10 protein-coding genes and 2 tRNA genes are annotated in these 11902 nt (G+C 53.2%); 11 read left to right on the forward strand and 1 reads right to left on the reverse strand.

Going from position 1 to position 11902, the window contains the following annotated elements:
• Positions 1–4 precede the first annotated feature (4 nt).
• Both carB and greA read left to right on the forward strand, forming a co-directional pair.
• On the forward strand, positions 5–3235 hold the full coding sequence (gene carB / locus B6A39_RS01655; RefSeq protein WP_083000708.1) for a carbamoyl-phosphate synthase large subunit: 3231 nt from the start codon (positions 5–7) through the stop codon (positions 3233–3235).
• Entirely contained in the window at positions 3232–3708 is a 477-nt protein-coding gene (gene greA, locus B6A39_RS01660; protein ID WP_009723748.1) for a transcription elongation factor GreA, read from the forward strand. Before carB ends, greA begins: the two co-directional genes overlap by 4 nt.
• A 125-nt stretch (positions 3709–3833) precedes the next feature.
• Here greA and yhbY read toward each other — a convergent pair whose 3' ends face one another.
• Positions 3834–4160 (reverse strand): ribosome assembly RNA-binding protein YhbY, encoded by a 327-nt coding sequence (gene yhbY / locus B6A39_RS01665; RefSeq protein ID WP_038480694.1) that lies wholly within the window; start codon positions 4158–4160, stop codon positions 3834–3836.
• 114 nt (positions 4161–4274) lie between these two features.
• On the opposite strand from yhbY, the gene rlmE reads away from it, so the two are divergent.
• From rlmE to rimP, 9 genes are all read left to right on the forward strand, one after another.
• Positions 4275–4922 carry a 23S rRNA (uridine(2552)-2'-O)-methyltransferase RlmE gene (gene rlmE / locus B6A39_RS01670; protein WP_083000710.1) on the forward strand — a complete coding sequence of 216 codons (648 nt, stop codon included), beginning with the start codon at positions 4275–4277 and terminating at the stop codon, positions 4920–4922.
• Between the two features lie 244 nt (positions 4923–5166).
• Positions 5167–7176 (forward strand): ATP-dependent zinc metalloprotease FtsH, encoded by a 2010-nt coding sequence (ftsH, locus tag B6A39_RS01675; protein WP_083000712.1) that lies wholly within the window; start codon positions 5167–5169, stop codon positions 7174–7176.
• A 107-nt stretch (positions 7177–7283) separates the two neighbouring features.
• Positions 7284–8201: a dihydropteroate synthase gene (folP, locus tag B6A39_RS01680; protein ID WP_083000714.1), complete on the forward strand. Its 918-nt coding sequence runs from the start codon at positions 7284–7286 to the stop codon at positions 8199–8201.
• On the forward strand, positions 8198–9547 hold the full coding sequence (gene glmM / locus B6A39_RS01685) for a phosphoglucosamine mutase (RefSeq protein ID WP_083000716.1): 1350 nt from the start codon (positions 8198–8200) through the stop codon (positions 9545–9547). The genes folP and glmM overlap by 4 nt, the downstream gene beginning before the upstream one ends.
• A gap of 121 nt (positions 9548–9668) precedes the next feature.
• The gene (gene tpiA, locus B6A39_RS01690; protein ID WP_083000719.1) at positions 9669–10418 is read left to right on the forward strand and encodes a triose-phosphate isomerase; all 750 of its coding nucleotides are present in this window, start codon (positions 9669–9671) and stop codon (positions 10416–10418) included.
• A 4-nt stretch (positions 10419–10422) separates the two neighbouring features.
• Complete coding sequence (gene secG, locus B6A39_RS01695) at positions 10423–10782, forward strand: preprotein translocase subunit SecG (RefSeq protein WP_009723741.1); 360 nt, start codon at positions 10423–10425, stop codon at positions 10780–10782.
• A 34-nt stretch (positions 10783–10816) separates the two neighbouring features.
• A tRNA-Leu gene (locus tag B6A39_RS01700) sits at positions 10817–10903 on the forward strand.
• Between the two features lie 164 nt (positions 10904–11067).
• A tRNA-Met gene (locus tag B6A39_RS01705) sits at positions 11068–11144 on the forward strand.
• A gap of 294 nt (positions 11145–11438) precedes the next feature.
• Positions 11439–11900, forward strand: coding sequence for a ribosome maturation factor RimP (gene rimP / locus B6A39_RS01710; protein WP_030074116.1), 462 nt, complete (start codon positions 11439–11441; stop codon positions 11898–11900).
• The last annotated feature ends 2 nt before the right edge of the window (positions 11901–11902 follow it).

Consider the following 11902-nt stretch of genomic DNA (forward strand, 5'->3'; position numbering starts at 1 on the left):
CGTTATGCCTAAGCGTACCGATATCAACAGCATTCTTATCATTGGCGCTGGCCCGATTGTCATCGGCCAGGCCTGCGAATTTGACTACTCTGGCGCCCAGGCGTGTAAAGCGCTGCGTGAAGAGGGGTTCCGGGTTATTTTGGTTAACTCCAACCCGGCAACCATCATGACTGACCCGGCCATGGCCGATGCAACCTACATCGAGCCGATTACTTGGCAAGCGGTTGAAAAAATTATTGAGGCCGAGCGCCCGGACGCGATCCTACCCACCATGGGTGGTCAAACAGCGCTCAACTGTGCACTTGACCTGGAAAAGCATGGCGTACTAGAAAAGTACAGCGTCGAGATGATTGGTGCCAACGCCGATGCGATTAACATGGCTGAAGACCGCGATCTGTTCGATCAAGCCATGAAGCGTATTGGTTTGGAGTGCCCGAAAGCGAAAGTGGCGCACACCATGGACGAGGCCTGGGAAATTCAGGCGGAGCTCGGTTTCCCGACCATTATTCGTCCTTCTTACACTATGGGCGGCTCCGGCGGCGGCGTGGCGTATAACAAAGAAGAGTTCGAAGAAATCTGTACTCGCGGTTTCGAGCTTTCCAACAACCACGAGCTATTGATTGATGAGTCGCTGCTGGGTTGGAAAGAGTACGAGATGGAAGTGGTGCGGGATAAGAATGATAACTGCATCATTGTCTGTGCGATTGAGAACTTCGATCCTATGGGCGTCCACACAGGTGACTCGATTACCGTCGCGCCAGCGCAAACGCTGACCGATAAAGAGTACCAGATCATGCGTGACGCCAGCCTCGCGGTACTGCGCGAGATCGGTGTGGAAACCGGCGGCTCCAACGTTCAGTTTGGTATGGACCCAAAAACAGGCCGCTTGGTGGTTATCGAGATGAACCCGCGGGTATCGCGCTCGTCGGCGTTGGCATCTAAGGCCACTGGTTTCCCGATTGCCAAAATCGCAGCGAAACTGGCGGTGGGTTACACCTTGGATGAGCTGCAAAACGATATTACCGGTGGTCGCACGCCTGCGTCGTTTGAGCCATCAATCGACTATGTCGTCACTAAGATTCCGCGCTTTACCTTCGAGAAATTTCCTCAGGCAAACGATCGCCTGACCACTCAGATGAAGTCGGTGGGCGAGGTGATGGCGATTGGCCGTACCTTCCAGGAGTCCTTGCAGAAAGCGCTGCGCGGCCTGGAAACCGGTAACGATGGCCTTGATCCGATCATCACCGATTTCACGCCAGACAACATGGCAATCATTCAGGGCGAGCTACAGGCCGCTGGTGCCGAGCGTATTTTTTACGTGGCTGACGCCATGCGCTCAGGAATGAGTGTTGATGAGGTATTTGCGCTCACCAATATCGATCCTTGGTTCCTGGTGCAGTTGGAAGATTTGGTGTTGACTGAAAATGCCGTCGCCAAGCGCGCCCTGGCCGATTTCTCTGCTCGCGAGCTGTACCAGCTTAAGCGCAAAGGCTTTGGTGACGCGCGTTTGGCCAAGCTGCTGGGCGTGTCTGAAAAAGAGTTCCGCAAAACGCGTCAGGCAGCGGGCATTCGCCCCGTTTATAAACGTGTCGACACCTGTGCTGCGGAATTTGCCTCTGACACCGCTTACATGTATTCCACCTATGAAGAGGAATGCGAAGCGGATGTCTCAGATCGCCAGAAAATTATGGTACTGGGTGGTGGCCCGAACCGTATCGGTCAAGGCATCGAGTTTGATTACTGCTGTGTTCATGCCGCCTTCGCCATGCGCGATGATGGTTATGAAACCATCATGGTCAACTGCAATCCGGAAACCGTTTCTACCGACTACGACACCTCTGACCGCCTCTATTTCGAGCCGGTGACGCTGGAAGATGTATTGGAAATTGCCGACAAAGAGAAGCCGGTAGGCGTGATTGTTCAGTTCGGTGGTCAAACGCCGTTGAAGCTTGCCCGTGAGCTAGAGGCGGCAGGCGTGCCGATTATCGGCACCACGCCGGATGCCATTGACCGCGCTGAAGACCGCGAGCGCTTCCAGGTGATGATCGACAAGCTAGGCTTGAAGCAGCCACCCAACGCCACCGCCCGCAGCTTTGAAGAGGCGTTTTCCAAGGCAGAAACTATTGGCTACCCGCTGGTGGTGCGTCCTAGCTATGTGCTGGGTGGTCGTGCGATGGAAATCGTTTATGACGCCTCCGAGCTTGAAAACTACATGACCAATGCGGTGAAGGTATCTAACGATTCCCCCGTCCTGCTTGATCACTTCTTGAGTGCAGCAATCGAGATTGATATCGACGCTGTATCGGACGGTCAGCAGGTGGTGATTGGCGGTATTATGCAGCACGTTGAGCAAGCAGGGGTTCACTCTGGTGATTCCGCTTGTGCCCTGCCGCCATACTCGTTGCCTGCCGATGTGCAGGATGAAATGCGCGAGCAGGTCAAGAAAATGGCCGTCGAGCTGGGTGTTAAAGGCCTGATGAACGTGCAGCTGGCGTGGCAGGATGGCGAGATCTATGTCATCGAGGTTAATCCCCGTGCGTCGCGTACTGTGCCGTTTGTATCTAAGTGCATCGGCACCTCGCTGGCGCAGATTGCGGCGCGCTGCATGGCGGGTAAAACACTGGCCGAGCAGGGCTTTGAGCGTGAAATTATCCCGCACTTCTATAGCGTGAAAGAGGCGGTCTTCCCGTTCAACAAGTTCCAGGGCGTTGACCCGATTCTGTCGCCCGAAATGAAGTCGACGGGTGAAGTGATGGGCTCTGGCGAGACCTTTGCTGAGGCGTTCTTTAAAGCGCAGTTGGGTGCTGGCGAAGCCATTCCAGCGTTGAGTGGCGACCGCAAAGCGTTCCTTTCGGTGCGTGAGCCTGACAAGCAGGGGATTATCGAAGTGGCACGTTCTCTGCTAACATTGGGCTTCACACTATGTGCAACACGCGGTACGGCGACGGCACTTGAAGCCGCTGGACTGGAAGTGGAGCACGTCAATAAAGTCTACGAAGGCCGTCCCCATATCGTCGATCTGCTGAAGAACGACGAAATCGCCTACATCGTGAACACGACTGAAGGTCGTCAGGCTATTAACGACTCTTCAATTATTCGCCGTACTGCTCTCGCGCGCAAGGTGCCCTATGCGACCACCTTGGCGGGCGCTAATGCTGTTTGCATGGCGCTTGAGTACGGCAGGGAGATTACGGTGCGGCGCCTTCAGGATCTGCATGCAGGAGCAAGTCAATGAACAAGGTCCCGATGACGGTAGCGGGAGAAAAAAGTCTTCGCGAAGAGCTTAATCACTTGAAGGGCGAAGCCCGCCCTCAAGTTATTGCTGCTATTGCTGAAGCGCGTGAACATGGCGATCTCAAAGAGAACGCGGAGTACCACGCCGCTCGTGAGCAGCAAGGATTTATTGAAGGCCGTATCCAGGAAATTGAAAGCAAGCTTTCAGGTGCGCAGGTAATTGACGTTACTAAGCTACCAAAAACCGGCAAGGTGATCTTTGGGGTTACCGTGTCTTTGCTGAACCTGGATAGCGACGCCAGCGTTACCTACCGCATTGTTGGTGAAGATGAGGCCAATATAAAAGAGGGGCGCATTTCTGTGACCTCGCCTATCGCCCGAGCGATGATTGGCAAAGAAGAAGGCGATGTGGTGGTGGTAAAAACACCTGGTGGCGATGTTGAGTACGAAATTGAGAGTGTTGAGCATCTCTGATTTATCGCTGTGATGCGGGGGCAGGCGTCTGTATAGCGCCTGCGGTCCAGGCACACTAAAAGGCCCGTGACGGTGACGTCGCGGGCCTTTTAGAGTCATGCATTCTTTAACAAGCCACGTACAGGTTAATGCCGTCCGTGGTGGTTTTCAAAACGCGTGATGTTGGAAAGCTTGGGGTTTACCTTTGGGTTGCGGCGATAAAGCAGCGCCATTTTGCCAATGGTTTGTACTAGCTCAGCGTTACTGTCGGCGACTAGCTCATTGAGCATTGCGACGCGGTCGTCCCGCTCTGTAATAGCGAGCTTCACTTTGATGAGCTCGTGATCGTTGAGCGCGCGGCTGAGTTCTGCGAGCAGATTTTCGGAGACGCCGTTCTCAGAAACGGTGACCACTGGATTAAGATGGTGGCCAATGCTACGAAATGCTTTCTTTTGTGCCTGTGACAAGCTCATGGTATCTTGCGGTATCCCGGTTAGCGCTTAACGCTCCATCTTACGGTGAAATGCCGTTAAGTGAAAGCAATCGCTTGAATGCGCCCATCTCTTATTCCAGTGTTAGATTCCCACATGCAGCAAAAGCCCCCAAGCCGTAAACACTCAGTAAGCAAGACCAGCAATAACTGGAAGAAAGAACATTTCGACGATCAGTATGTAAAGCAGCGCTGGCAAGATGGCTATCGCTCTCGTGCGAGCTATAAGCTGCTTGAGCTTGACGAAAAGGATAAACTGTTTCGTCCAGGCATGACGGTAATTGATCTTGGCGCTGCCCCAGGGGGGTGGAGTCAAATTGCCGCAGAAAAGGTGGGGCCTGATGGTGTCGTGATAGCGTCAGACATACTAGAGATGGATGCCCTAGCCGGTGTCGACTTTATCCAGGGCGATTTTACTGAAGAGAGCGTGCTTAACGCGATTCTTGAACGTTTAGGAAATCGCCAGGTAGACCTTGTGATGTCCGATATGGCCCCCAATATGAGTGGTATGGCGGCTATTGATCAGCCACAGGCAATGTACCTTGTCGAACTCGCTTTGGAACTTGCGCGAGAAACGCTACCGCCTGGTGGACGTTTTCTGGCTAAGGTATTTCAAGGCGAAGGATTTGATACCTATTTGAAAGAGCTCCGAAGTAGCTTTGATCGTGTTGTGACTCGCAAGCCGGATGCTTCGAGGGCGCGCTCGCGGGAAGTCTATTTTTTGGCGGAAGGATTTCGAGGCTAACGAGACGTGGCCCTTTACTAGCCAGTAAGTGCGAGCGTGTAGATACTGGCGCGTAATAGCAAAGATTTATCACCACGATTGCCAGACAGGCAGGCGTAAATTGTGTCACATTATGCACATTGGACGAGCGTGACACAGATGGCCCAAAGCGAAATGTGCTTTGGCAATGGTTGAACGTTAAGCTCTAGTGTAAGGTCTGAGTATTAGCGGTTAACTGACGGATTCTTGTAATGAGGGTAGCCCCTTGAACGATATGGCGAAGAACCTGATTCTGTGGTTGGTCATCGCGGCCGTTCTACTGACAGTGTTCAACAATTTCAGTACGGAAAGCGCACCGCAAACCACCAACTACTCTCAGTTTGTGCAGCAGGTGCAAAATCAGCAGGTACGTAGTGTCACGATTGATGGCTATACCATCACTGGTGAGCGTACGGACGGTTCTCAGTTCCAGACCATTCGCCCATCGGCGGAAGACCCTAAACTGATGGATGATCTGCTAAGTAACAATGTGACCGTTGTCGGTAAAGAGCCTGAGCAGCAAAGCATCTGGACGCGTTTGCTGATTGCGAGCTTCCCGATTTTGCTTATCCTGGCCATTTTTATGTTCTTCATGCGCCAGATGCAGGGTGGTGCTGGTGGCGGCAAAGGCGGCCCGATGAGCTTCGGCAAGTCGAAAGCTAAGCTGCTTTCCCAAGACCAGATTAAGACAACATTTGCCGATGTTGCAGGTTGCGATGAGGCGAAAGAAGAAGTTGAAGAGCTTGTAGACTTCTTACGTGACCCTACCAAATTCCAGCGTTTGGGTGGCACAATCCCTCGCGGTGTATTGATGGTAGGTCCGCCTGGAACGGGTAAAACGCTGCTGGCCAAGTCCATCGCGGGCGAAGCCAAAGTACCGTTTTTCTCTATTTCGGGTTCAGACTTTGTTGAAATGTTTGTGGGCGTTGGTGCTTCGCGCGTACGTGACATGTTTGAGCAAGCCAAGAAACAAGCGCCTTGTATCATTTTTATCGATGAAATCGATGCGGTTGGCCGTTCGCGCGGTGCTGGCATGGGCGGCGGCAATGATGAGCGTGAGCAGACGCTCAACCAGTTGTTGGTAGAGATGGATGGCTTCGAAGCTAATGAAGGTGTCATCGTCATCGCGGCCACTAACCGCCCTGATGTTCTTGATCCTGCGCTGCTGCGTCCAGGTCGTTTTGACCGTCAAGTAACGGTTGGGCTGCCGGATATTCGTGGTCGTGAACACATTCTGGGTGTCCATCTACGTAAAGTGCCGCTGGCTGATGATGTTAAGCCGCAGCTGATTGCACGCGGTACGCCGGGCTTTTCTGGTGCGGACCTTGCGAACTTGGTGAATGAGGCAGCGCTCTTTGCGGCCCGTCGTAACAAGCGCTTGGTTGCCATGGAAGAGTTGGAGCTTGCTAAAGATAAGATCATGATGGGCGCTGAGCGCAAGTCGATGGTCATGACCGATAAAGAGAAGCTCAACACGGCGTATCACGAATCTGGTCATGCCATTATTGGCTTGGTTGCGCCTGAGCATGATCCCGTTTACAAAGTGACGATCATCCCACGTGGCCGTGCGCTAGGTGTCACGATGTTCTTGCCAGAAGAAGATCGTTACAGCCTGTCTCGCCAGCAAATTCTCAGTCAGATTTGTTCGCTGTTTGGTGGGCGCATTGCCGAAGAGATGACGCTGGGCGCTAATGGTGTGACGACAGGTGCTTCAAACGATATCAAGCGTGCCACCGAGCTCGCCCATAACATGGTCGCTAAGTGGGGGCTTTCGAATGAAATGGGCCCGATCATGTACGACGAGGATGAGTCTCACCAGTTCCTTGGCGGCCCTGGTCAGGGTGGCGGTAAGTTAAAATCTGGCGAAACAACGTCTCGTCTCGATAAAGAAGTGCGCAAGATTATCGACGAGTGTTACGAGCAGGCTCGTCAGATTTTGGAAGATAATCGCGACAAGCTAGACGCGATGGCTGAAGCACTGATGAAGTACGAAACCATCGATGCGGATCAGCTAAAAGATATTATGGAGGGTCGCGATCCGCGTCCGCCGGAAGGCTGGAACGACGGTGATTCATCTGGCGGCGGTACACGTGTTAGCGACGACAAGCCCGAAGAAAAGGCTGGAGAAAAGGCTGACGGTTCATCTTCTGATGCGTCTGGCGATGATGGCGAAGAAGATGATGGCGAGCCACGCCGTCGTCCTTCTGACCCGCTAGGTGGGCCCGCAGGTCCTTAACGTTTGTGAGTGTTAGTGATGTTAGTAAAGGCGTCCCATAACGGGGCGCCTTTTTGTTATGCTGTGGAGTAATTGCAAACACGTTTTTTCTTTTAGCAGGCCGCAGCATGAAACCGATAGTTGACTCTTCATCGCCTTCACGGGCAGCGGATAGCGCATATCACCTGCGCTGTGGGCGCCATTCGCTAGATCTTTCGTTTCCACGGGTAATGGGTATTCTGAATGTTACGCCGGACTCCTTCTCTGATGGCGGTCAGCACGTTGGCCTAGATGGTGCGCTGCACCATGCTGAACAAATGTTGGCGGAAGGTGCCGCGATGATTGACGTGGGTGGGGAGTCGACAAGGCCGGGAGCTAGCCCTGTATCAGAGCAGGAAGAGCTAGACCGTGTTGCGCCTGTGGTTGAAGCGCTAGTGCACGAGCTAGATGCGCTGGTGTCAGTGGACACCAGTAGCCCTGCCGTTATGCGAGAAGTTAGCGCGCTTGGCGCTGGAATGATTAACGATGTGCGGGCGCTGGAGCGCGAGGGTGCGCTGGGCGCTGCAGCAAGCACTAGTCTGCCTGTGTGTTTAATGCATCGCCAGGGTGAGCCACAGGATATGCAGCAGTCGCCGTATTACGGTCAGCCAGTTGAGCGAGTAGTTGCCGACTATCTTGCTGAGCGGATAGCGGCGTGTGAAGCCGCTGGAATTCGTCGTAGCCGTCTATTGGTAGATCCTGGCTTTGGTTTTGGCAAAACCATTGAACATAACCTGCGCTTGCTGAAGTATATGGATGAGCTTCAGGCGCTGGAGTTGCCGTTGTTAGTGGGGATGTCGCGGAAAAGCATGATTGGTAAAGTGTTGGGGCGCCCGGTGGAAGAGCGCTTGGCCGGAGGTCTTGCGCTAGCAGCCATGGCGGTTGAGCGGGGCGCCAATATTTTACGCGTGCATGATGTAGGGCCCACGGTAGATGCCGTAAATATGGCGTGGGCGGTGCTTCAAGAAGGCTGCGAGTCGCCGCCAAATAAGGAGATGACTTCATGACGCGACGTTATTTTGGTACCGATGGCATTCGCGGCACGGTTGGGCAAGCGCCCATTACCGCCGATTTTATGCTCAAGCTGGGGTGGGCGGTGGGTCAAGTGCTGCGCCGTGAAAAAGGCCGTACTCGCGTATTAATTGGTAAAGATACGCGCATCTCTGGCTATATGTTTGAGTCAGCCTTGGAGGCGGGGCTATCTGCCGCAGGTGTCGATGTTTCGTTGCTGGGGCCAATGCCTACGCCGGGGATTGCTTATCTAACGCGTACCTTTCGCGCCGACGCTGGGATTGTGATTTCTGCTTCCCATAACCCATTTGATGATAACGGCATTAAGTTTTTCTCTGCCGAGGGCAAAAAGCTACCCGACGAGATTGAAGATCGTATTGAGACGATGCTTGAAGCACCTCTGACAACGGCGAGCGCGGCTCAGCTGGGTAAAGCGACGCGCATTGACGATGCTGCTGGGCGCTATATCGAGTTCTGCAAATCGACGTTACCTGATCGTCTCAGCTTGCATGGTTTAAAAGTTGTATTGGATTGTGCGCATGGGGCTACCTACCACATTGCGCCAAACGTATTTCGTGAGCTAGGTGCTGATGTTAGCGTGATCGGTTCTTCCCCTGATGGGTTGAATATTAATCATCAAGTGGGGTCTACCCATCCCGCAGCGCTGCGGGCAGCGGTGATACAGCAAGGGGCTGATCTAGGCATTGCCTTTGATGGAGATGGAGATCGAGTGCTGTTGGTAGATGCCGATGGCCGTGAGGTGGATGGCGACGATATTCTTTACCTGATCGCCCGAGATCGTCACGAGCGAGGGCTGCTTGAAGGCGGCGTGGTGGGAACTCTGATGAGCAACTTCGGGCTTGCTATGGCGCTGGAGCGGCTGGGAATTCCCTTTCAGCGCGCGAAAGTTGGCGATCGCTTTGTCATGGAAATGATGGCTGCCAACGGCTGGGAGTTGGGAGGCGAGTCATCAGGTCATATTGTATGTGGTCATGTTCAAACGACGGGCGATGGGGTGGTTTCAGCGTTGCAAGTACTGGCGTTGATGGTGCGAGAGCAAAAGCCGCTTCTGTCTCTCTTGAAGGGGTTAGAAAAGGTGCCTCAGTCGCTGGTTAACGTCAGGTTGCCTGCGGGTACCAACGCAAAAGATGTCATGACGGCAAAGCCGCTACTCGAAGCGGTTGCTGCCCTTGAAGATGAGTTGGGTGACCAGGGTCGAGTGCTGCTGCGGCCGTCGGGCACTGAGCCACTAATCCGAGTGATGGTGGAAGGGCGGGCCCACCTGGATGTTGACCGTCTAGCGCATAAGCTTGCCGATCAGGTCCAAGCGTTACTCAGCTAGTTTGGTAAACGTATTTGATAGGCGGGCATGCTCCTACGCCTCTAACTAACCTGTATAACAGCGGTTGTCTTGACAAGGCCGCTCCTATACCATTTCGCTCCACCTTGAGTGAGGATAATCGATGCGTACGCCATTAATTGCCGGTAACTGGAAAATGAACGGCTCCACGGCGTTGATTCAAGCGTTTGGAGACGCCTTTACCGCGTCCAAGCTGCCTAATGAAATCGACGTTGTAGTTATTCCGCCGTTTCCTTATTTGGAAGCAGCACGAAGTGCTTTCCAAAATACGCCGTTACAGTTAGGGGCGCAGACGCTCAATCCTCAGCACTCGGGTGCGCACACGGGTGAGATCAGTGGGCGTATGCTTAAAGAGTTTGATGTTGCCTATGTGCTGGTTGGTCACTCTGAGCGTCGCCAGCTATACAAAGAAGGTGATGAGCAGGTGTTTGACCGCTTGGTAGCTGCACTTGATGTTGGTATCACGCCGATTCTTTGTGTGGGTGAAACCCTAGAAGAGCGCGATTCTGGTAGCACGATGGATGTTGTGTTGCGGCAAGTGGGCTATGCAATGGCGCGTTTAGAGCCAGCACAACGGCTTAAGCTTGTTATTGCCTATGAGCCTGTATGGGCTATTGGGACAGGTCGTACCGCAACCCCGGAGCAGGCTCAGGAAGTAATGGCCGGTATTCGTACCTACCAGGCTGGGTTTGATAAAACGCTAGCCGAGCAGCTTAAGTTGCTTTACGGCGGCAGCATGAATGCAAGCAATGCGGCTGAGTTGCTCGCTCAGCCGGATATCGACGGCGGTTTAGTGGGCGGTGCTTCGCTCAAAACCGATGATTTCTACGCCATTTGTCAGTCAGCAGGATAATCCCATGCAAGTTGCAATTCTTATGGTTCACGTGGTGATTGCGATCGCCTTGGTTGTGCTCATCCTGCTTCAGCAGGGTAAAGGTGCCGAAGCGGGTGCCGCCTTTGGTGGCGGGGCATCGCAAACTGTGTTTGGTTCGCGGGGTAGCGGTAACTTTTTGTCTCGCGCAACGGGGCTTTTAGCCGCCGGCTTTTTTGTTACCTCAATGGCGTTGGCTTATTTTGCGACCCAGGCAGGGCAAGCGCCCGAGGCTGGTATTCCCGATTCTCGTCTAATTGAGCAGCAGCGCAACATCCCAACGCTTGACGATGGTCCTGCAAGTATGGATAATACCGCGCCAGTGCTAGAGGAAAGCAGCGAGTAACATATTGATACTGCTTTTTTTAGCCTCCCCTGTTGCCGAAGTGGTGGAATTGGTAGACACGCTATCTTGAGGGGGTAGTGACCGTATGGTCGTGCGGGTTCAAGTCCCGCCTTCGGCACCATCTGTTTTGCTGGTTCGCCAGCTTCCCAGAGTTTTTTGTCAGAGAAGCTTTATTCAATAAGCTTTTGTCAGAAAGTAGGGATTGGTACCTAAGACGAAAAATGCACTTGAAAAGAAAGGTTGACGAAAGTGGTTCAAGTGTCTATTATCGTCGACCTAGATTGATGCGGGGTGGAGCAGTCTGGTAGCTCGTCGGGCTCATAACCCGAAGGTCATCGGTTCAAATCCGGTCCCCGCTACCATTTACTAATAGCATGTTGATTGCCTAGAAATCTTGATGTTAGTTAATCTTGATGTTTGTTGGGCAGAGGCGAAGGCCTAGTCATGTTATTAGGTGGTATTACAGGTTTCTTTCGAAAAGCCCCTTCCTGTGAAGGGGCTTTTTGTTAGTAGCTTTTCGAGAGCCAAGAGTGTCTCCAGAGCGGATGTCTTCCGAATTGCCAGAGACACATTTCCGGGTAACGCCAATCAGCCACCTAGCTTTTCATTCAACTCCTGGCCAGGTGCCTGATGCAACGGCTATAGGAGCTTTGTCTGTGGCCACAAAACACGCTGCGCTTCACGCGCTGATCGAACCTGTCGTAGCCGCCATGGGTTTTGAGCTATGGGGCATCGACCATCTTTCCCAGGGCAAGCATTCGCGGCTGGTGATTTATATCGAACGCGAAAGCGGCGTCAGCGTGGAAGACTGCGCTGATATTAGCCGCCAAGTCAGTGCCGTTATGGATGTGGAAGATCCTATTCCTGGCGAATACCGCTTGGAAGTCTCGTCGCCTGGTATGGCACGTCCCTTATATACCCTGGATCAATTTATTCGTTATCAAGGCCACCACGTTGCGCTCAAATTGCGCGTGGCTTTTGATGGACGGCGTAAATACCAAGGCCTTCTCGCTGGTGTCGAAGGCGATGAGGTACTGCTACAGCTGGATGGCGAAGAGTACTGTTTTCCAATCGAAAGCATCGATTCTGCGCACGTCGTCCCGCAATTCGACGAATAAAC

This window comes from Halomonas sp. GT, from assembly GCF_002082565.1.
Lineage (GTDB): Bacteria > Pseudomonadota > Gammaproteobacteria > Pseudomonadales > Halomonadaceae > Vreelandella.